This is a genomic window from Cyclobacterium qasimii M12-11B, from assembly GCF_000427295.1.
Classification (GTDB): Bacteria; Bacteroidota; Bacteroidia; order Cytophagales; family Cyclobacteriaceae; genus Cyclobacterium; species Cyclobacterium qasimii.
The window spans coordinates 1-21,296 of record NZ_ATNM01000105.1 but is presented as its reverse complement, the minus strand read 5'-3'; the positions used below and the strand labels follow the sequence as shown (position 1 = coordinate 21,296).

16 protein-coding genes and 2 pseudogenes are annotated in these 21,296 nt (G+C 38.9%); 12 read left to right on the top strand and 6 right to left on the bottom strand.

Annotation, left to right across the window (positions count from 1 at the left end):
* Positions 1 to 343 precede the first annotated feature (343 nt).
* Together ahcY and ADICYQ_RS11260 are read right to left on the bottom strand one after the other, a co-directional pair.
* Entirely contained in the window at positions 344 to 1,663 is a 1,320-nt protein-coding gene (gene ahcY, locus ADICYQ_RS11265; RefSeq protein ID WP_020892869.1) for an adenosylhomocysteinase, read from the bottom strand.
* Positions 1,664 to 1,671: 8 nt separating this feature from the next.
* Positions 1,672 to 2,490 (bottom strand): biotin--[acetyl-CoA-carboxylase] ligase, encoded by an 819-nt coding sequence (locus ADICYQ_RS11260; protein WP_020892868.1) that lies wholly within the window; start codon positions 2,488 to 2,490, stop codon positions 1,672 to 1,674.
* Positions 2,491 to 2,590: 100 nt separating this feature from the next.
* Between ADICYQ_RS11260 and rsfS the strand changes: the two genes are divergently transcribed.
* The 5 genes from rsfS to ADICYQ_RS11235 all read left to right on the top strand — a co-directional run bounded on the left by rsfS (position 2,591) and on the right by ADICYQ_RS11235 (position 7,402).
* On the top strand, positions 2,591 to 2,944 hold the full coding sequence (gene rsfS / locus ADICYQ_RS11255; RefSeq protein WP_040415867.1) for a ribosome silencing factor: 354 nt from the start codon (positions 2,591 to 2,593) through the stop codon (positions 2,942 to 2,944).
* A gap of 67 nt (positions 2,945 to 3,011) precedes the next feature.
* On the top strand, positions 3,012 to 5,048 hold the full coding sequence (gene ftsH, locus ADICYQ_RS11250; protein ID WP_020892866.1) for an ATP-dependent zinc metalloprotease FtsH: 2,037 nt from the start codon (positions 3,012 to 3,014) through the stop codon (positions 5,046 to 5,048).
* Between the two features lie 173 nt (positions 5,049 to 5,221).
* Positions 5,222 to 6,001: a UDP-2,3-diacylglucosamine diphosphatase gene (locus tag ADICYQ_RS11245; protein ID WP_040415864.1), complete on the top strand. Its 780-nt coding sequence runs from the start codon at positions 5,222 to 5,224 to the stop codon at positions 5,999 to 6,001.
* The gene (locus ADICYQ_RS11240; protein WP_146948485.1) at positions 5,982 to 6,815 is read left to right on the top strand and encodes a hypothetical protein; all 834 of its coding nucleotides are present in this window, start codon (positions 5,982 to 5,984) and stop codon (positions 6,813 to 6,815) included. The genes ADICYQ_RS11245 and ADICYQ_RS11240 overlap by 20 nt, the downstream gene beginning before the upstream one ends.
* A gap of 152 nt (positions 6,816 to 6,967) precedes the next feature.
* A complete protein-coding gene (locus tag ADICYQ_RS11235; RefSeq protein WP_020892863.1) occupies positions 6,968 to 7,402 on the top strand; it encodes a T9SS type A sorting domain-containing protein in 435 nt (144 codons plus the stop codon).
* Positions 7,403 to 7,453: 51 nt separating this feature from the next.
* On the opposite strand, the gene ADICYQ_RS11230 is transcribed toward ADICYQ_RS11235, so the two are convergent.
* A complete protein-coding gene (locus ADICYQ_RS11230) occupies positions 7,454 to 7,882 on the bottom strand; it encodes an FKBP-type peptidyl-prolyl cis-trans isomerase (RefSeq protein ID WP_040415858.1) in 429 nt (142 codons plus the stop codon).
* A gap of 203 nt (positions 7,883 to 8,085) precedes the next feature.
* On the opposite strand from ADICYQ_RS11230, the pseudogene ADICYQ_RS11225 reads away from it, so the two are divergent.
* The 6 genes and pseudogenes from ADICYQ_RS11225 (at position 8,086) to rnhB (ending at position 16,357) form a co-directional block, all read left to right on the top strand.
* Positions 8,086 to 9,464: pseudogene (locus ADICYQ_RS11225) on the top strand (sigma-54-dependent transcriptional regulator).
* Positions 9,454 to 10,796: pseudogene (locus tag ADICYQ_RS11220) on the top strand (sensor histidine kinase). Before ADICYQ_RS11225 ends, ADICYQ_RS11220 begins: the two co-directional pseudogenes overlap by 11 nt.
* A 163-nt stretch (positions 10,797 to 10,959) precedes the next feature.
* Entirely contained in the window at positions 10,960 to 11,772 is an 813-nt protein-coding gene (locus tag ADICYQ_RS11215) for a UDP-2,3-diacylglucosamine diphosphatase (RefSeq protein WP_040415854.1), read from the top strand.
* A gap of 8 nt (positions 11,773 to 11,780) precedes the next feature.
* Positions 11,781 to 12,899, top strand: a complete 1,119-nt coding sequence (locus tag ADICYQ_RS11210; RefSeq protein WP_020892856.1) for a glycosyltransferase family protein — start codon at positions 11,781 to 11,783, stop codon at positions 12,897 to 12,899.
* Positions 12,900 to 13,128: 229 nt separating this feature from the next.
* A complete protein-coding gene (locus tag ADICYQ_RS11205) occupies positions 13,129 to 15,801 on the top strand; it encodes an MGH1-like glycoside hydrolase domain-containing protein (RefSeq protein WP_020892855.1) in 2,673 nt (890 codons plus the stop codon).
* Complete coding sequence (gene rnhB / locus ADICYQ_RS11200; RefSeq protein WP_020892854.1) at positions 15,776 to 16,357, top strand: ribonuclease HII; 582 nt, start codon at positions 15,776 to 15,778, stop codon at positions 16,355 to 16,357. Before ADICYQ_RS11205 ends, rnhB begins: the two co-directional genes overlap by 26 nt.
* Positions 16,358 to 16,371: 14 nt before the next feature.
* On the opposite strand, the gene ADICYQ_RS11195 is transcribed toward rnhB, so the two are convergent.
* From ADICYQ_RS11195 to ADICYQ_RS11185, 3 genes are read right to left on the bottom strand one after another with little or no spacing between them, the layout of a single operon-like run.
* Positions 16,372 to 17,856: an NAD(P)H-hydrate dehydratase gene (locus ADICYQ_RS11195; protein WP_020892853.1), complete on the bottom strand. Its 1,485-nt coding sequence runs from the start codon at positions 17,854 to 17,856 to the stop codon at positions 16,372 to 16,374.
* A 28-nt stretch (positions 17,857 to 17,884) separates the two neighbouring features.
* Positions 17,885 to 19,813, bottom strand: a complete 1,929-nt coding sequence (locus ADICYQ_RS11190) for a dienelactone hydrolase family protein (protein ID WP_020892852.1) — start codon at positions 19,811 to 19,813, stop codon at positions 17,885 to 17,887.
* Positions 19,789 to 20,208, bottom strand: coding sequence for a hypothetical protein (locus ADICYQ_RS11185; protein ID WP_040415851.1), 420 nt, complete (start codon positions 20,206 to 20,208; stop codon positions 19,789 to 19,791). The genes ADICYQ_RS11190 and ADICYQ_RS11185 overlap by 25 nt, the downstream gene beginning before the upstream one ends.
* Before the next feature lie 234 nt (positions 20,209 to 20,442).
* Between ADICYQ_RS11185 and ADICYQ_RS11180 the strand changes: the two genes are divergently transcribed.
* Positions 20,443 to 21,296, top strand: an 854-nt coding sequence (locus ADICYQ_RS11180) for a putative metal-binding motif-containing protein (RefSeq protein WP_200861888.1), incomplete at its 3' end; no start/stop codon positions are given.

The following is a 21,296-nucleotide window of genomic DNA, read 5'->3' as shown; positions in this document are numbered from 1 at the left end:
CAACTTCACCGTAGCCATGCTTGACCTCAAGATTCAAAGCCTGCTTTCCCTTTTACTAAAAAACTTATTGAGAAAAGTCAGGAATTCCCCTATTAAAATAAGGGTTAAAAATAATTTACACAAATTACAAAATCAATCATTATGCTTGACAATATTACCTGTTTTTTATTGCTCATTTTCACTAAAAGGTAAATAGTTAGTTTAAGCCAATCCTTTTAGATTGAAAACAAAGGAAACAAAGGTGTAGCTACATTCAAATCTTCTTTAATTATTGCCAGGTTTTTAAAACAAAAAACCCCAACCCGAAAGGTTGAGGTTTCCATATGAATATGTTAGAATACCATTAATACCTGTAATATTCAGGCTTAAATGGACCTTTAACGCTCACACCAATGTACTCAGCCTGATCGTCAGATAACTGATCCAATTCCACACCTAATTTTTTAAGGTGTAATTCAGCAACCTTTTCATCCAAATGCTTTGGAAGCATATATACCCCTGGCTTGTACTGGTCTGTGTTGTTCCACAATTCCAATTGTGCCAAGGTTTGATTCGTAAATGAATTGGACATTACAAACGATGGATGGCCAGTAGCACAACCTAAGTTTACAAGCCTTCCTTCAGCAAGGACAATTATATCATTGCCATCAATATTGTATAAATCTACCTGAGGTTTAATCTCATCTTTGGTATCTCCATAAGTACCATTGAGCCATGCCATGTCTATCTCATTGTCAAAATGACCAATATTACAAACAATGGCTTTGTCCTTAAGGGCTCTGAAATGAGCTTCAGAAATGATGTCTTTGTTTCCGGTTGCAGTTACAACAATATCTGCTTCTTTAACAGCATCAATCATTTTCTTTACTTCAAAACCATCCATGGCTGCTTGAAGGGCGCAAATAGGATCAATTTCAGATACAATCACCCTGGCTCCAGCGCCACGAAGTGAGGCTGCAGAACCTTTTCCAACATCGCCATATCCAGCTACAGCAGCTACTTTACCTGCCATCATAATATCAGTTGCTCTTCTTATAGCATCTACTAAAGACTCCTTGCAACCGTACTTGTTATCAAACTTAGATTTTGTAACAGAATCGTTAACGTTTATTGCAGGAATCGGTAAAGTACCATTTTTCATCCTTTCATAAAGTCTATGAACCCCAGTAGTTGTTTCTTCTGAAAGCCCTTTAATGTCTCCTACCAATTCAGGATATTTATCCAAAACCATATTGGTCAAGTCACCACCGTCATCCAAGATCATGTTCAAAGGTGCTTTGTCTTCTCCAAAAAAGAGCGTTTGTTCGATACACCAATCAAAATCTTTCTCTGAAAGTCCTTTCCAAGCATATACACTAATACCAGCGGCAGCAATTGCAGCAGCAGCGTGATCCTGTGTAGAAAAGATATTACAAGAAGACCAGGTAACTTCAGCCCCTAAAGCGACCAATGTTTCAATCAATACTGCAGTTTGGATCGTCATGTGTAGACATCCTGCAATTCTAGCACCTTTTAATGGTTGGGATTTGCCAAACTCTTCTCTGAGTGCCATTAGTCCGGGCATTTCACTTTCTGCAAGTCGGATTTCTTTACGTCCATAAGCTGCAAGTGATAGGTCCTTCACCTTATATTGAACGAATTCCTGTGATTTTGTCGCTGACATATTTTTTATTATATAGTTTCTAGGAAAATTTTGACAAATTTAGTTATAAGTAAACACAAATGAAAATCAGTCTTTTTTATTAGCTTTATTTGTTTGAGCTCATAACGTGCAACCTGTCCATTTTGTTTACACATTTCTAAGTGCCCGTAATTTCCGATTCCAATGATTTTACCCTTAAAAATCTCTCCATCATCATAAGTTGCCCACTCCCCGAACAGGTAAAGGACTTTTTGATAATTCTCCATTATGGATTTAAAAGATTCACTTTTTAAGTGGAGATATTGTTGCTCTACTTTTTCTAAAACTTCATTTAAAACTTCATTTAAATCAAATTTCTCCCCAGAAATGCTCTTTAAAGAAATAGCATTTGCTACACTGAAGTCGATTTGATTGACGTTGATACCTACACCCACGATGGTACTTTCAAGAAATCTTCCTTTCAAACGATTTTCTATTAACATCCCTCCCAACTTTTTATCATCGAGATAAAAATCATTGGGCCACTTTACTTTTATGCCTTTTATGAATTGATTCAGCCCTTTTTGGACGCCAATGGCTACAGCCATATTAAGCATAAACTGCTCATCCACTGACAAAAATGTCGGATAAAAAACCATTGTAAAAGTCAAGTTATAACCTGGCTGTGATTCCCAAAGGCTTCCTCGTTGCCCTTTTCCTCTAATTTGTTTGGGGGTGATGATGACAGTTCCTTCTTTTGCCAAGCCTGAGCGAACCATAGAAAGGGCAACTTCGTTAGTAGAATGACAGTCTGTCAGGTTTATTATTTCTTTTCCTAAAAAAACAGTATTGGCAAGGATTTTATGCATCTATAATTAGTTATTTCATCCCATAATCTGGATATTTAATGTTTCATCTCAAGTTATGGATAAAAAGTAAATAAATTTAAAATACACCATAAATAAACATATGACGGCAGAAGAGCTGTGCAAAGTTATAGTAAAAGGAATGGAAGATAAAAAGGCTTCTGACATCGTAATGATGGACTTAAGAGATATCTTTAGCACGATGACTGATTTTTTTGTGATTTGTTCAGCTACATCCGACACGCAGGTGGAGGGAATTTCAAGCGCGATTGAAGAAGAAGTTTACAAAACGAATAAAGAAAAACCCTGGATGAGTGAAGGAAAAGGCACCAGCCAATGGGTTCTATTAGACTATGTAAATGTAGTCGTTCATGTTTTCTTAAAAGATAAGCGGGAATTTTACCAATTGGAGGAGCTCTGGGGTGATGCCAAAATCACCAAAATAAATCCTCAATAATTCATAGATAAAAACTTTCCTTTATCTAATTCGTTTTAAAAAAAATTTAAGCATTAAAAATATAGACATGAGTAATAATAAATCTAAAAAATTTGTTCCAAAACCTCCCCAAAAGCCCAATTTTCAGCTTTATTTGATTATTACTGCGGTTATCGTCCTAATTGGCGTTACTTGGTTTAATCAAAACACTGCCACGGTTGAAATTACAATGAAGCGTTTTGAGGACATGGTTTTAAGTAACGATGTTAAAAAAGTAACCGTCATATTTAACCAAAACTATGTAGAGGTAACGCTCAAAGATGAGGCACTCGAAAACCAGAGGTATAAAGACGAGCTTGAAGGACAAAATAGGTTTTCAAATCCTACAGGACCACAGTATAAAATTAAAATTGCTTCCGTTGATAACTTCATAGAGAATTACACACAACTGGAAGAGAAATTACCGGAAGGTGAAAGAATTGGTTATTCTGCAAAAGAAGAAGAAAGTTGGGGCAATTGGATTTCAAGCTTTGGATTCCTTATTCTAATATTCTTCCTGTTCTGGATGATGATGCGTAGAATGTCCGGACCAAGTGGGCCTGGTGGACAGATTTTCAATGTTGGCAAATCCAAAGCGCAGTTATTTGATGCTGAGAACAAGGTTAAAATTACTTTTGACAATGTTGCTGGATTGGACGAAGCTAAAGAAGAGGTAGAAGAAATCGTTGAATTCCTTAAGACACCAGATAAATTCACCAAACTAGGTGGTAAGATACCAAAAGGCGCTTTATTAATAGGCCCTCCTGGTACGGGTAAAACTTTATTGGCCAAAGCTGTTGCTGGAGAAGCGGGTGTACCGTTCTTTACCCTCTCAGGTTCTGATTTCGTTGAAATGTTTGTCGGAGTAGGTGCTGCAAGGGTTCGTGATCTTTTCAAACAAGCCAAAGAAAAAGCACCTTGTATCATTTTCATTGATGAAATAGATGCAATAGGACGTTCAAGAGGTAAAGGCCAAATGCCAGGATCCAATGATGAGCGTGAAAACACCCTTAACTCTCTATTAGTAGAAATGGATGGGTTTGGAACAGATTCAGGAGTAATTGTACTTGCTGCAACCAACCGTCCTGACGTTCTGGACAGTGCTCTTCTTAGAGCCGGTAGATTTGATCGCCAGATAAGTATAGACAAACCAGATATGGTAGGTCGGGAAGCAATCTTTAAAGTTCACTTGGAACCTATAAAAACTGCTGATGACATTGAGCCTAAAAAACTAGCTGCTCAAACCCCTGGCTTCGCAGGTGCTGAGATCGCTAACGTGTGTAACGAAGCAGCATTGATAGCTGCCAGACGCAATAAGAGTGCTGTAGACATGCAGGATTTCCAAGATGCTGTAGACAGAGTAATTGGAGGTCTTGAGAAGAAAAACAAGATCATTTCTCCTGAAGAGAAGAAAATCGTTGCTTATCATGAAGCAGGACATGCTGTTGCTGGTTGGTTCTTAGAACATGCCGATCCATTGGTTAAAGTAAGTATTGTACCTAGAGGAATAGCTGCTTTGGGATATGCCCAGTACCTACCGAAAGAACAATTCCTTTACCAAACTGAACAACTTATAGATGAGATGTGCATGGCATTAGGAGGAAGAGCTGCAGAGCAAATCATCTTTGGTAAAATCTCTACAGGTGCATTGAGTGACCTGGAAAGAATCACTAAAATGGCCTACTCTATCGTATCTGTGTATGGAATGAATGACAAAATTGGTAATGTGTCCTTTTACGACAGTAAATCCAATGACTATAAATTTGACAAACCTTACTCTGAAAATACGGCGCAGACCATAGATGAAGAAGTACGTAAGTTGATCGAGTTTGCCTACACCAAGACACTTGACCTTTTGAAGGATAAGAAGGATGAATTGGTAAAAATAGCCAAGGAACTCTTAGAAAAAGAGATTTTGTTTCAGGCAGATTTAGAAAAACTGATAGGTAAAAGACCTTTTGATAAAGAAACAACCTACGAAAAATTCACCAAGGTAAAAGAAGAGGAAACTGCCCTAATTGAGGTTAAGGAAGAAACTCCTGAATCAGATGATAAAAAAGAAGATGTTATAGAGAATAAAGATTAAATCTTAAAGTCTTTATACGAAACATATTTAAAGGAGGGGAAACCCTCCTTTTTTTGCTTTAGCAATTGTTAGTAATAGTTATTTGTAAGCTGTAATTTTATTACGAAAAACCGATCCTTAAATAGCCATGTCTTCAAATCAAAGTGCGACCAACCTTGATAATAAAATGAAAAATCTCTCTAAATCCATCTCAGAAGGTCTATTTTGTTTCTGATTTTCATTTGGGAACACCTGATGACCAGTCCAGTAGAAAAAGAGAAGAAAAAATAGTGAAGTGGTTAGGTGAAATAGAGGCCGATGCTGCAGCGGTCTTTTTCGTTGGTGACATATTTGATTTTTGGTTTGAATATGAAAAAGTCATTCCAAAAGGATTTTTTCGATTCTTTGCCAAAATTACAATGATGAGGACCAAAGGCATTCCCTTGTTTTTCTTCACAGGCAACCACGATTTATGGATGAAAGATTACTTCTCTGAGGAATTAGGAATACCTGTTTTTCACCATCCACAAGAAATACAGATAAACCAAAAGCGATTTTTGGTTGGTCATGGAGATGGGCTTGGTCCTGGTGATAATAAGTACAAACTTCTCAAAAAGTTTTTTACAAGCAGTGCATGCAAATGGATGTTTAAATGGCTCCACCCCGATATTGGAATAGCCATAGCGCAAGCCTGGTCAAAAGATAGCCGATTAACCAATGAGTTGAAAAAAGAAGATGAGTTTAAAGGGCAAGAACACGAATGGTTATTTCAATACAGCAAAGAGATAGAAAGCAAAATACACTTTGACTATTATGTGTTTGGCCACAGGCATTTACCCTTAAACTTGCCAATCAACTCCTCCTCTGTTTATTTTAACCTTGGAGAATGGGTTAATCAGTGTTATTATGGGGAATTTGATGGGGTAAGCTTTCAACTTAAGCAATACAATGGCTATGCGATCAAAGCTAATTAAAACGATTTTAACATGGTTTTTGGCCTTTGCGTTTGTTCCCTTAGCCTTTGGGCAAGAAGAAGACTTTGTCAAGCTATGGGAGGCCAAAATACCCGGCATTGATAAAGTATCAACTGATGGTAAGGGAAATGTTTATATAACGGATAAGCAAGGATACCTTTTTCAATTCAATGCAAAAGGAGAATCAATCAATCAATTGGCAACCTCCTTAAGTGCTCCAGTAACTCATTTGGATGCTTTCAAAACGGTTAATATATTTCTTTTCAGCGCATCCTTGCAGCGTTTTGAAATTCTTGATCGATTTTTAAATCCCATCATCAACAAATCTATTGATGAAACAGGTGTTTTAGGATGGGTAAGCCAGGCTAGTCTGGGGAACAACAACAGCCTTTGGGTTTATGACGAATCAGATCTCAATCTTAAAAAAATCAACCTCAGCAACAATGAGCTTCTACAAGCGCAAGCCATTAATACCATAATTCAGAAAAATGACCTGGAAATAATCTTATTAATTGAGAGGTATAATTTATTATTCCTTCAGGTAGCAGGTGAAGGAATATATATATTTGATAATCAGGCTAATTTTTTAGAGAAAATCCCTTTATTGACCGATTATAGCGCTTTAATTGATGGAGATTTTATCTATTCCATAGAAAAAGACCAACTGGTGCAAACAAACTATCTAACAAAAGTCTCTAAAACTATTGCCCTACCTATGGCTAAATCTCCAGATCGCCTAGCATTATCCTATCAACAACTCATTTTAGCCAATGAAAAAGGCGTTGTGGTATTTGAGCGTCCAAAAGATTTTTAATACAACTCAAATCATACCACTTACATAAAACAAAATAATATTTATTGCTTTATGGCCATTATTCCCCTTATTAATTATAATTTTGTTAAATTATATTAATTAAAGTTGAATTTTTAAAATTATTCGGATCGATCTTTGCTATTTGCACATTAATGAATGAAGAAAAATATACCGTTACAATAACCCTATCTGTACTCCTTTTTTTAATCTTTTTCTATTCCGGAAAATTTTCTGCAGAGGCCCAGAGTGTTAGCAGGTCCTTTGAGACCGAGATTTCATTCCCTAAGGAATTGAACACTCCTGCCATAAATTTTGATTTAAAATCTGTTGGTAACAAAAAATTCAAGCTAATTCTGGACAAACCAAATGCCCAGTTAACAAACGTGAAAATATTTGACATTTTAGGCAATCTGATCCTTCAAGACCAACTTTTGCCTGATGGTGGCCTACAAAAAAATTATGATTTCACCCACCTCAATAGCAAAATTTTCGTGGTTGAAGTCGGCAATGCCAAATACAACAAGACCAAAAGCATTTACGCCAATCCGCATGGCACGCTTGAAAAAGAAGCCAGTTTGGAGGAATAAAAAAAGGACTTGATTAACAAGTCCTTTTTTATTCTAAAATTGAGAAGCAAATTAAACTACTTCAACAAGTTTAATATCAAATACCAAATCTTGTCCAGCTAGTGGGTGATTGGCATCCAATGTGATTTTTGTTTCGTCAATATGTACCACCTTTACTGGGGTAGGCTGACCTTGTTGGTTTTGGATAGATAAATCCATACCTACTTCAGGCTTAATGTCTTCTGGAACCTGATCAATAGGAACATCCAACATCATGTCTTCTCTTTTTGGACCATAAGCTTCTTCAGTGGGAATTGTTACACTGATATCATCTCCTACAGTCATGCCTTCTACGGCAACATCAAATCCTTTTATCATTTTACCATCTCCCAATACGAACTCAAGAGGTTCTCTATCTTGAGAAGAATCGAATATAGTTCCGTCGTTAAGTTTTCCTGTGTAGTGTACCTTTACGGTATTTCCTTTAGTTGCTACAGACATAGTTTGTTTCTTTTTTTGTTTGATGAACAAAGGTAACAGAAATTTCAGGGGATTAAAAAATATGCGTGATCGATTACCTTAGTGTTCAAAATCGAAAAGAAAATGTTCACTTTCGAACATTAATTTTGGCCATAACGTGCAAATATTGCTAAATTGAGGTATAAAAGGTTGGCATAATTTCAGCAGTAGTAAACCAAAAAACAATGGAGGAGAAATATTTAGGCAAAATATTGATTGTAGATGACAATGAGGACTTACTTTTTGCGGCCAAAATGCTATTGAAAAAACATGCAAAAGAAGTGTTCATCGAAAAGGATCCAAGAAGGATCCCCTTTTTGATCAACAACAACAATTACGATGTCATCCTTCTGGATATGAACTTTACTGAAGACACCACTTCCGGTAAGGAAGGGTTTCACTGGCTCAGAAAAATCAAGGAAATGGATCCTAAGGCAGTGGTCATACTCATCACCGCATTTGGCGATGTGGAAATGGCCGTGCAGGCCCTTAAAGAAGGGGCTACAGATTTCATCCTTAAGCCCTGGCAAAACGAAAAATTACTGGCCACCTTGTCCGCAGCCATTAAGCTTAAAGAAAGCTACAACCAGGTGGACAAACTATCCAGTCGGCAGAAGCAACTGCAGGCAGATATGAAAAAACCGTTTTCGGAAATCATCGGCCATAGTGCTGCTATGAAGAATGTTTTCTCCATTATCGAGAAAGTAGCAAAGACCGATGCCAACGTGTTGATATTGGGAGAAAATGGAACCGGAAAGGAACTAATTGCAAGAGCTATTCATGACCAATCAGAGCGAAATGATGAGATTTTTGTGGGGGTAGACATGGGGGCTATTACAGAAAGCCTGTTTGAAAGCGAGCTTTTTGGCCACAAAAAAGGAGCCTATACGGATGCAAAAGAAGACCGGGCAGGAAGGTTTGAAGTAGCAGACAACGGCACCCTTTTTCTTGATGAAATAGGAAACCTAAGCATGCCCCTCCAATCAAAATTACTCACCGCCCTCCAAAAAAGAGAGGTCACCAGGATTGGAAGCAATAAATCTTTGGCCATAGACATCCGGTTGATTTGTGCCACTAATATGCCCATTCACAACATGATTTTGGAAAGCACCTTCCGTCAGGATCTGTTGTATAGAATCAACACTGTTGAAATATTCCTGCCTCCTCTAAGGGACAGACAGGATGACATACCTACCTTGGCAGATCATTTTCTTAAGGTCTATGCCACTAAATACAGAAAACAATTCAAAGGTTTAAAACACAGTGCCCACCAATTATTACAAAGGTACAGTTGGCCAGGAAATATCAGAGAACTGCAACATGCCATAGAAAGGGCCATAATAATGGCTGAAGGAGAAGAATTGGACAGCAGAGATTTCTTTTTCTTTCGGCAAAGCCTGCCAATGATAAAATAAATACAAATTCTTTGAACCTTGATGAAGTGGAGAAAAACATGATTCAAAAGGCGATCGATAAAAATGGTGGCAATATTTCCAAAGCTGCAAAAGAATTGGGATTGACCAGGGCTTCGCTCTATAGAAGGTTGGAAAAATATGGATTATAAAATCGGATTAATGGGCAGGGTCTTTGTCCTTGCATTGAGTCTATTTTTTCTGGGATACATTATCACCAATGATGCAGGAGCGTTTGCCATTTCTTTGTTTTTCATTGTCACTTTTGTACAATTGATTCTTTTGATCAGGTACGCAGAAAGCAGCTTCAAAAAAGTCAGGCAATTCCTCGATAACATCAAGCAGAACAATTATGCTACCGTATATCCTGTGAAGTTTGATGGGACCGAAACTGATGACCTTCATATTGAGTTCAACGCCATTCTGGCTAAACTCAAAGAAGACCAGTTGGAGAAAGAGGCGAATTTTCAATATTTCCGCACCGTATTTCAGCACCTAAGTATAGGCCTTATCACCTTTGAGGCGGACGGTAGTGTACAGATTTTAAATACCGCTGCCAAAAGAATGCTGAACATTGACAAATTGACCCATATTCAGGAGATATCAGGAATCAATAAGGAATTGTACCAGGCCATTGACCAGCTGAGAACCGGCGGAAGCGAACTTATCAAAATTGCCCATCCGGATGGCATCATGCAACTGTCTGTTTATGCGATTGAATTGGTGCTAAGGGATGTGAAGTTCAAATTGGTATCCTTACAAAACATTCAAAGTGAACTTGAAGAAAAGAAATGGAGGCTTGGCAAAACCTCATTCGGGTGCTTACACATGAAATAATGAATTCGATTGCTCCTATTTCATCATTGGCAGCAACCATTAACTCTGACCTGAAAAGTAAGATAAAAAACAAAGGTTCCGTAGAACAAGAAGATCTACAGGATTATCAAATGGGTATCTCCACAATAGAAAAAAGAAGCGAAGGACTGATCAATTTTGTTAGCGATTTTAGAAGTCTTGCCCACATTCCAAATCCAAAATTCACTGCAATCAATATAGAGGAGCTTTTTGATAGACTAGAAATACTGTTCCAAAATCAATGTGAAGAAAAAGCCATCAAAATCAGCAAAGAAATTCTACCCAAAGACCTGTTGCTATTTGCTGATTGCGCATTAATCGAACAGGTGCTTATAAACCTGACTCAAAATGCCATCCATGCGATGGAAGAAACCGAGAAAAAGGAAATTAACCTCCGGGCTTATATAGATGACAATGGTAAGATCATTTTAGAGGTAGCAGATACGGGTAAAGGAATAGAAGAAGAAGCCCTTAACAAAATTTTCATACCTTTTTTCACCACCAAACAAAAAGGCTCGGGCATTGGGTTGAGCTTGTCCAAACAAATCATGCGGCGCCACAAGGGTAACTTGCAAGTAAAGTCTAGTGTAGGTGTAGGCACCGTTTTCAAATTGATTTTTAACGCCTGAATTGCTTAAACCTGATTAAGTTGCCTTATTGAATCCCTAGACCCCTAATTAACAATTTGTTCACATAACAGGATGAAAAGGCTATTAAGTTAGCATTTATACAATAAGTAATTCATTACCAGTTCATTTGCCATTCTTAAATTGCTTCCAAAACAGATTCATTTTGGAAACAGATTTTAAAACAATTATTCTTTCCGACATCCACCTTGGAACCAAAGGGTCCAAAGCAAAAGAAGTGGTCAGGTTTTTGAAGCAATACCATTGCGAAAACCTGATCCTTAATGGTGATATAATTGACGGATGGCAACTGAAAAAATCAGGCAGTTGGAAGCGAAAACACACCAGGGTATTCAATAGGATATTGAAAATGGTGGACTCTAACAGGACGCGAGTATTCTACTTGAGAGGCAATCATGATGATTTTTTGGATCAAATACTGCCTCTGGAAATAGGTCGACTTTCAATCCTCAAGGACATGATATACGAAAGTCATGGACGAAGGTATTTTATCACCCATGGAGATGTTTTTGACAATATCACAACCAACCTTCGTTGGATCGCCTATCTTGGTGACATAGGTTATACCTTCTTACTATGGGTCAATACACAAGTTAACTTGTATCGCCGCAAAAAAGGACTCCCCTATTTTTCGCTCTCTCAATACGTAAAATCTAAGGTTAAATCAGCGGTGACTTATATCGATGATTTTGAAAAAGAGCTATGTAAAATTGCTAAATCTAAAAATTGCGATGGCATCATCTGTGGTCACATCCACAAAGCGGAGATAAGAAACATAGATGGGATTGACTATTATAACTCGGGTGATTGGGTAGAAACATTGAGTGCCCTTGCTGAGGACCATGAGGGGAATTGGCAGCTCATATACTATAATGAGTTGGATTTTAGCCAATTGAACAATAATAAGGTTGTAAAAATGAAAGACATCCCTGTGAATCAGGCCAAGAAATTCTATTAAAGGCAAGAATGAAATTTTTGTTTATTGTTCAGGGAGAAGGCAGGGGGCACATGACCCAGGCGCAGGTTTTAAAAGATGTTTTGGAAAAACAGGGACACTCCATTGTTGCTGTTATTTTGGGAACAAGCAAAAGGAGAAAAATCCCCTCGTATTTTCTAGCATCATTTCATTGTCCTGTTTATAGCTTTCCTAGCCCAAACTTTATTACAGACAAGGAAAATAAATCAATCAGGTTGAGCGCAACGATTTTTGGAAATTTAAAAAAATCTCCCCGTTTTTTCCGCACCTTAAAGCAAATAGACCATCAAGTCAGGTGTCACCAACCTGATGGAATCATTAACTTTTATGATATTTTGGGTGGACTATACAATTGTGTTTATAGACCGAAAGCCAAATTTATAGCGATAGGACATCAATATCTCGCATTTCACCCTGATTTTATTTTTCACAGTCAAGGCAAAATCAACAGGTTTTTATTTAAGTTAAATACTAAAATCACTTGTCATGGCGCTGCAATGAAAATTGCTTTGTCCTTGTGGCAACCAGGTACAATCAATAAAAAGACCGGATTGAAGGTATGGCCACCACTGGTTAAGGAAGCGATAAAAACCATGGCAATAGGAGAAAAAGATTTTTACCTCGCCTATGTCGTAAACCCTGGATATGCGCAGGAATTGGTTCAGTCAGCAAAGGAAAATCCGGAATCAAATATTCAGGCATTTTGGGATAATTCAGACGTCTCAGATCCCTATCAAGCCCTTCCTAATCTTGTTTTTCACCAAATTAATGAAGGACTTTTTATTGAGAAGATGGCAACATGCCAAGGCTTCCTCACTACAGCTGGTTTTGAATCTATTGGAGAGGCCATGTACCTCGGAAAACCCATTCTTATGGTTCCTGTAAAAGGGCAATATGAGCAACACTGCAATGCCTTGGATGCACAAAAAGCTGGAGCCGGAATAGCATCTAAGACCTTTGATCTTAAGGTTTTAATACAATATATGGGCAGTCTAAACGATACTCAGCACAAAAGCCCCAGTTTTAAGGAATGGCAAAACTCACTGGAAAAACATGTTTTTGAAATGGTGAATGAAATTTCTCCCGAAGAAAAAGTGGCTGCTTATTGACTTTATTTCCGCTGTCTTTTCCTTACAACACTGTCTAGGAAACCACCTAAGCCTCATTTTAGACAGAAAATTTAATTAGACCGTGTCTTTTTAACCCTAATTCTATTAGCCTCCACGCCTTAAAAAAATAAGGGGCACAAAAAAAAAGCAAAATACAACTAGGGAATTTTGGCAAAAAGAAATCTAAATAGTTTAAATTCGCTCTTTATTAATTTGGTGCGAACTATCTATGAATATAGAGTTAAAGCGATTGAAGGAAGACCGGGAGAAAATCCGGCATTGGAAGAAATGGGGCCCTTACCTTACTGAAAGGCAATGGGGTACTGTTAGAGAAGACTATAGCCCTGATGGATCAGCTTGGGAAAATGTTACCCATGACGACGCTAGAAGTAAAGCCTATAGATGGGGTGAAGAAGGCATTGGAGGAATAAGCGATAACAAACAAAAACTATGCATTTCATGGGCATTTTGGAATGGCAAGGATGAAATGATCAAAGAAAGGTTGTACGGCCTTACTGGGAATCAGGGAAATCATGGAGAAGACGTGAAAGAGCTCTATTATTACCTGGACTCCTCTCCTTCCCATAGTTACATGAAAATGCTCTACAAATACCCACAGAGCAAATTTCCCTATCAGGAATTGTTGGATGAAAATCAAAGAAGAAGTAAAACCGATAAAGAATACGAAATACTAGATACGGGGATCTTTGATAACAATGCCTATTTTGACATTTATTTGGAGTACGCCAAAGAAGATGTCGAAGACATTGTGTGTAAAGCCACCATCCACAACAGGGGTACTGAAGAAGCTACCTTATGTGTTATGCCCACCATCTGGTTTAGAAAAACCTGGTTTACAGGTGACGAACCATTTATCCCTACCATGAGGAAAAATGGGCAAAATAAAATTAAAGCCTATTCTCCTAAATCAGGTAACTACACTTTTAACTTTAAAGGAAATCCTGAGCTAAAATTTTGTGACAATGAAACCAATAGAGAGCGTTTATATCACATAGGCAATCAAAAAAAATACCTCAAAGATGCTATCAATGATTATGTAATCAAGGGAGAAGAACAGCATCTGAATCCAAAAAATACGGGTACTAAAGCAGCTGCAATTTACAACTTGACAATTCCAGCTGGTGGCCAATCTGAGGTCGTTTTCAGAATGCAAAAATTGCAAACAGAAGAACCTATTGAAAACGCTGAAAGTATCCTTCAAAATCGAATAGAGGATACGAATTCTTTTTACGGCGTCCTTCAGGAGAGGGTAAAGGACGATGAAATGCGATTGATCCAAAGGCAAGCTTATGCAGGCATGTTATGGACCAAACAATTTTATTATTACAATGTGGAGCGTTGGCTGGAAGGTGATTCAGGAAGGTACTTGCCCCCTGAAGAAAGAAAAAATGGCAGGAATAGCAATTGGCGCCACCTACAGAATTACGACGTTATTTCCATGCCGGACAAATGGGAATACCCCTGGTATGCGGCTTGGGACCTAGCTTTCCACACCATTCCTCTTGCCCGATTGGACCCTGATTTTGCCAAGGACCAATTGCTTGTCTTGTTGAATGATTGGTACATGCACCCCAACGGACAGATGCCTGCCTATGAATGGAATTTCAATGATGTCAACCCTCCTGTCCATGCCTGGGCAGTACAGCGGGTTTATCAGATAGACAGAAAAAACAACAAGGATAAGGTCGGAGACCAGGAATTTCTTGAACGAGCTTTTCATAAATTGCTGCTAAATTTCACCTGGTGGGTCAACCAAAAAGATATGGAAGGCAAGAATATCTTTGAAGGAGGATTTCTTGGCCTTGATAATATCAGTGTTTTTGACAGAAGCCATGTAGATAAGTTTTTTGGCAAACTAGAACAGGCGGATGCTACTTCATGGATGGCCATGTTTAGCCTCAATATGTTAAGGATCTCCCTGGATCTATGTGTGTTCAATAAAGTATACCAACATACAGCCACCAAGTTTCTGGAGCACTTTCTGAACATCGCAGGTGCCATGAGCAACATTTCTAAAGATAACATCAGTCTTTGGGACGATAAGGACAATTTCTTTTATGATGTACTCCATCTTTCTGGAGAAGAGCCCAAGCTTATGAAAGTAAAATCCATAGTTGGCATTATTCCAATGTTTGCCGTGGAGCCCATTCGGGAAGAATTATTTGATGACCTTCCAGAATTTAAAAAGAGACTGGACTTTTTCTTTAAAGAAAAACCGAAATTAGCCGCCCTGGTATCCAACTGGATTCATCCGGGTCGTGATAAAAGAAGGCTTTTCTCATTGTTGAGGGGTCATCGCATGAAAAGTATTCTTAACAAAATGCTTGATGAAAAGGAATTTCTATCTGAGTTTGGGATTAGGTCACTTTCCAAAGACCATTTAGAACACCCTTACTCTGTTCAAATCAATGGCAATAAATTCTCGATCAGTTATGCGCCAGGCGAATCTGAGACAACGATGTTTGGAGGAAATAGCAATTGGCGTGGTCCTATATGGTTCCCTATCAATTATTTGATTATTGAATCATTGAAGAAATTTGATTACTACTATGGGGGTACATTCTCGATCGAGTACCCTACAGGTTCAGGTAAATACATCACTTTAGACCTTATTGCTAAGGAACTATCTCTCAGGCTGATCAATATCTTTATGAAAGATCAAGATGGAAACCGCCCCATCTATGCAGACAATGAAAAAATGCAAAAAGACCCGCATTTCCAGGATCTGATCCTTTTTTACGAGTACTTCCATGGAGACAATGGCCGTGGATTAGGTGCCTCGCATCAAACAGGTTGGACAGGCTTGGTTGCTGAATTGATTCATAAATACCATAAAGAACAAGAATATTACCCCAATGCTGCTACCGAATTTAGTTCCTAATAGATTAGAGGCTGGTTGTGATGAGGTGGGCAGAGGTTGTCTTAGTGGCCCGGTAACGGCCGCTGCTGTAATCTTACCCGCCGACTACGCCAATGAATGGATCAATGATTCAAAGAAATTGACGAAAGGCAACCGGGAGAGGCTTACCGAAGAAATAAAAACCAATGCTTTGGCCTGGGCCATTGGCAGTGCAACTGTAGAAGAAATTGACGAAATCAATATTTTAAATGCATCCTTTCTGGCAATGAACCGGGCCATTGATGCATTAAAAGTCAAACCTGAGTTCTTATTGATAGATGGCAACAGATTCAATCCAGTTTATGACATACCTTATGAGTGTATCATTAAGGGAGATGGAAAATATGCCAGCATAGCGGCTGCCTCCATCCTGGCAAAAACCTACAGGGATGAATTAATGGCCAATCTTGCAATAGAATATCCCGCCTACGGATGGGAGAGAAACGTAGGCTATCCTACAAAAATCCACCGATTGGGAATCAAGGAATTTGGAGCAAGCCCACACCATAGAAAATCATTCCGTTTATTGCCAGAGTAAAACCAATTAGGGTTTTACTCAATGTCCCAAGCCAGGAAACTCTGGGGAATATTTTCAACAATATCCGAAGCCAAAGTCCCCCTTCGTAACTTATCTCCTGCTAGCTCTCCGGCATCTCCGTGGTGAAAGACCGCACAAATGGCTGCATTTTTCATAGTGTAGCCTTGTCCTAAAAAGGAGGTAAGCATACCTGTAAGCACATCCCCTGATCCGCCAGTAGCCATATAAACCGTTCCGGAATTATTGAAGACCTGACTTCCATCCGGGAAACTAATCAGGCTAAATGCTCCTTTTAAAACCAAACAACATTTGTGTTCCATACAAAATGCTTTGGCCAATTTAATGCGCTGTAGGTGATTGTCTGATCTCTCGCCTATTAGCCGTTCAAACTCTTTTAAATGAGGCGTTAGAACCACATTCGCATGTAATAAAGGGAGCCAATCGCTATGCTCACCCAAAATATTAATGGCATCTGCATCCAAAACCGTCGGACCTGCATAGTTTTCAAGAATATAATGTACAAGCTTTTGCGCATTTTCTCCTTTGCCCAAGCCAGGACCAACGCCTATGGCATCTATGCCAGTTAACTCGATATTTGTGTCAATATCCATTTCCAAAGAAGGAGCCAATACCATGGCCTCGGGAATGGTAGTTTGAACAATGTTCACACCACAACCTGGAATTTTACAAAAAACAAGTCCTGACCCAGTACGCAAAGAGGCCTTAGTGCTAAGACAAATGGAACCCATTTTACCATAGCTTCCTCCTGCTAAAATTATTCGCCCAAAATCTCCTTTATGACTAAAGACATGAAATTTCTTATGGTAAGCAGCAAGCGATTCTCCCGAAAAAAAGTATTGCTCGGAAGGGAAAGCATCAAAGTGTTTTTGCTCCATTCCAATGTCTTTAACCAGCAATTGACCGACATACTTCGCATGTTCTGGGAAAAGTAAGGACAACTTGGGAAACTGAAAACTCACAGTATGAGCTGCATGAAACACCTCTCCGTCAGCCGGGGTATCTGAAGGAAGGCCAGAAGGAAGGTCTACACTGATCTTCACGCCATTTTCTTCATTGAGTCTTCGAATCAATTCAAGGTACTCACCCTCAAGGGGCCTATTAATCCCTACACCAAAAATGGCATCTATAATTATTTCTGAGGGTTTTAAATCTCGCCAATTGCTTATCGGGATGCTTGATGGTAGGACTTTGAGATTCTTTATAAAATCGGTTGACCCTTTTTCACGATTACCTATTGTCGCGACATTTACGAAATAACCTTGATCTGCCAACAACCGGGCAATGGCCAAGCCATCTCCTCCATTATTACCAGTGCCACAGTAAACATTTATGGTCTTGTCTTTTTTAAAATTAGCTGTAAACCAATGACAAAATTCATTTGCAGCCCTTTCCATTAATTGATAAGGGGTAATGCCCGATACTTGTACATACAATTTATCAAGTTCCTTAACTTGACTTCCCGATATTATTTTTTGCATAAGTAGATAAAATAAAACCAATGGTTAATTAAGGCCAGTTCAAGTGCTGGTGAAGAAAATCAAACACGCCCTTGTTTCGCGAAGCATGACCTCCATTGAAATATTCGATGTTGGTATTATCCCCTTTGCCAAACTGAGTGTAAAGGGACCTGACTTTTTCGTATTCATAAGCTACCCATTCATCCGGCTGAACAAGGTCATGTCTGCCCCGCTCTACCATAAATGGTCTGGGAAATATCAAATATGCCATTTCTGCATAACTGAAAGTATTGCCCATATTGAAGTAGGGCATTTCCCACTCTATGGTATGCATAAAGCTGTTATAAAAAGAGGTATCGGCGACCTTCCTCGTCCAATCTCCAAAATCTGCGGAACATATGGAGAGGGCATAGCCTTCCAGTATGGATGGAATTCTCATGGCTGTTTCGCCCCCGTAACTTTTACCATAAAATGCAATGCGGTTTTTGTCCACAAAAGGCAAACCTCCAAGAAATTCCAAATATTGTTCATGTTGGGCCAAAACAAAAGAGAACAGTGTCTTTCCAATGGTATTGGCTTTTCTATCCAGCCAGCGATACCTGTCTTCTCCAGAAAACAAACCATAAGGGACAAACACTACGAATCCTTCCTCTGCCAGTTTTGCTGCCATATTATTATAGCTTGTAAGCCCTTCTATCACAATTTCAGGCACGCCATTTCTACCATGTTGCACCACTACTACCGGACGCTGCTCACCTTTGCTAAGGTCCTTAGGCAACAATAGTATCCCTCCACCTCCAAATTCTGGAAAAATATCCAAGGCTATGGAATATCCTTTCCACTTTTCATTTTCATATACCTGAATACTGCTTGGATTTCCCGGCAATAAATCATCGGAAAAGCTTCCGATCACTTCATCTTTGAAATATTCTCTGTACTTCTGGCTCTCTTTTATAAATTGATCCGGTTTTACATAAGGGTGATAGCTTTTGGTACTCCACTCTTTATTTGCCCAGTTGGGCATCACTTGATGCAGGTAAAACTCATTTCTGGTAGCTGGAGATAAGTGCATCAGCTGTTGAACGTATGCTTCCATCCCATTTCTAATCCTAAGCTGTCTCTCCTTGGGGTTAAAGTCTTTTCTTTGGTCAATTGGCTTATCACCGGAAAGGTCAAGGTTCCCCTCTATTCCCATAAAACCTAAAAGGCTGTTAAGCCCATTCATTGATCCGAAAGCAATGGAAGTACTGTTTGGTCCTGTCACCAATACCCTACTATCCCTGGCATTTTTCTCAATAAGGGATATTCGATTAAACGCTTCCTGTAATGTCTTGAAATCTGTTTGTTTAAGGGCCCCTTTGTATCCTGAATAACTAAAGGGATCATACTTCTTAGGTTTTTGGGTAGGAAGAATGACTTCTTCCGACAGTTGGCTGTGCTCAATCACCAGGCTTCTTGGCGCCACCATAGCGGCCAATTCAGCATCTCCAAAATGGGTGGAAAAATCCCAGATATTTCGATAAATAGGATCTTCCCATTTCGCTTGCTGTTGGCCAAAATAACCAGAAACCAGGCTTGCGTCAATGTTTGTATCCAAGGCAGCAGCCACCAAGGCAATCAATCCCCCTTCTCCAAAACCTGCCAAACCTATATTCTCAGCCCCTTGTTCTTGCCAATATTGAGTGATTGCCATCACTTGCTGCACCTCAAAACCAATCAGGTGTTTGCCCATTTGAAAGGCCTGTCTATAAATCCATTCCCTAGCCGATTGGTCTTTTTCCAGCACTTCCCTATTGATCAAAGTTGGGACGATGACTTCAAAGCCATTTTCAGCCAGGTGCCTGGCCATTTGGGAACCTTCAGCTACGCCCGGAGCCAATCCAGCCAATTGTTCGGGAAGTTGATCTGCATCAGGCAAGACGACTACATGCCCTTTCGGCTTGACTTTAGGCTTCAGTAAAAGCCCTTCTCCAAACATCCCTTCGAGAACGGGCCACTTGATCTGGTAGATGGTGTATTTTTTGTTTCTGCTACTTCAACGGGATCCGAAACATTGGCTATTAATTCAATTTTACTACCTTTTACCGGTTGGGTTGCTATCCCTAAAATGGACCTTAATTTATCGCGCTTTTCTGATAGAAAGCGCTCTTTTTGCTCCTTTGAAGAGAATCCAATTGTCCAGTCCCGCATTCTTTCTGTATTGGCCTCTTCAATTTTCAAATCCACAAAACGGTGCGCTCCATTCAATAAATCTCTGGAAAAAGCTTCTTGGGAAACAGGGGCAATTCCCTCTCGCGTGCCTGGTAACACTTGAGGAAGGCTGTCGACCAGAGAAAAAACACTATAGAAAAGTAGTAGTGATAAATTTATCATAATGGGTCTTAGGAATAGCTAATAATTAAAAGGTAAAATAATAAATGACTGCTCCAAAAACTAATAATGAATTGATTTACAATCTTAAAACCCTCAGTAGGAATAGAAAATAATTAATACTTAGTTTAAATAATTAATATTAAGAAGTATTTTTGCCCGATACAATTTCAATAGGGGTGCATAGAAGGTTCTTGTTAAGAAAACTCCAATAACCACCCCCAATAAACCGAATTCATGCGCAAATCCTTTTATTTTTTCACTGCAATTTTCCTCTTTTCCACTTTGCATGCTTTTGGTCAATGTAGAATCATCAATAATTCAGACCCCTACGAACTTTTACTAAGTGAAGGCCTCAGCCCCACATTTGAGTTTAATATCCCTGAAGGCGTCACTGTGACCTCCATTAAGGTATCTATAGAAAATTACAGCCATAGTCCAGAATATTCTCGATCTAAAATCAGGTCATATAAAGACATAAATTCCAGCTTCTTCAAAGAGGATGGTATCATTGAGGTTTTAAAAACACCAATAACAGGGCCATCTATTCAGGACATACAAATAGAAAGCGGTTTATACGATGAATGTGGAATTATTGGGGACTTTGTGAAATTTGACTGGAAGGTAAGCATAGAAGCTACCGGAACGGATGGGACCTTAATTAATTTTTCCGATCCTTTATCAGATTACTTATCAAAGCCTGATCACTTGGGAAATGTGTACAATGGTATAAACTATGTTCAAGGAAGCATAGACCTAATAAGATCAACTTGGGGTGAAGAAATTGTGGCTTACCCTGACATGGATGGGGATGGCTATGGGGATGCCAGTGCTGAGCCTGTTTTAATATGTGATGAATTCTGCTTCGATTATGCAACCAATAACCTTGATTGTGATGATTTTAGGGAAAATGTAAACCCAGATCAAACAGAAATCCCTTACAATGGAATAGATGATGACTGTGATCCAAATACCTTGGATGATGACCTGGATGAAGATGGTTTTAGTGTAGCAAATGATTGTGACGATACCAATCCAAATATAAACCCAGACCAAACCGAAATCCCGTACAATGGAATAGATGACGATTG

Bases quoted from the DNA above. Each gene is read 5' to 3' on its own strand.
- ftsH (WP_020892866.1), top strand. From the start codon at position 3,012: ATGAGTAATAATAAATCTAAAAAATTTGTTCCAAAACCTCCCCAAAAG.
- ADICYQ_RS11240 (WP_146948485.1), top strand. From the start codon at position 5,982: ATGCGATCAAAGCTAATTAAAACGATTTTAACATGGTTTTTGGCCTTT.
- ADICYQ_RS11230 (WP_040415858.1), bottom strand. From the start codon at position 7,882: ATGTCTGTAGCAACTAAAGGAAATACCGTAAAGGTACACTACACAGGA.
- ADICYQ_RS11235 (WP_020892863.1), top strand. From the start codon at position 6,968: ATGAATGAAGAAAAATATACCGTTACAATAACCCTATCTGTACTCCTT.
- ADICYQ_RS11205 (WP_020892855.1), top strand. From the start codon at position 13,129: ATGAATATAGAGTTAAAGCGATTGAAGGAAGACCGGGAGAAAATCCGG.
- rsfS (WP_040415867.1), top strand. From the start codon at position 2,591: ATGACGGCAGAAGAGCTGTGCAAAGTTATAGTAAAAGGAATGGAAGAT.
- ahcY (WP_020892869.1), bottom strand. From the start codon at position 1,663: ATGTCAGCGACAAAATCACAGGAATTCGTTCAATATAAGGTGAAGGAC.
- rnhB (WP_020892854.1), top strand. From the start codon at position 15,776: ATGCTGCTACCGAATTTAGTTCCTAATAGATTAGAGGCTGGTTGTGAT.
- ADICYQ_RS11195 (WP_020892853.1), bottom strand. From the start codon at position 17,856: ATGCAAAAAATAATATCGGGAAGTCAAGTTAAGGAACTTGATAAATTG.
- ADICYQ_RS11185 (WP_040415851.1), bottom strand. From the start codon at position 20,208: ATGATAAATTTATCACTACTACTTTTCTATAGTGTTTTTTCTCTGGTC.
- ADICYQ_RS11210 (WP_020892856.1), top strand. From the start codon at position 11,781: ATGAAATTTTTGTTTATTGTTCAGGGAGAAGGCAGGGGGCACATGACC.
- ADICYQ_RS11190 (WP_020892852.1), bottom strand. From the start codon at position 19,813: ATGTTTGGAGAAGGGCTTTTACTGAAGCCTAAAGTCAAGCCGAAAGGG.
- ADICYQ_RS11260 (WP_020892868.1), bottom strand. From the start codon at position 2,490: ATGCATAAAATCCTTGCCAATACTGTTTTTTTAGGAAAAGAAATAATA.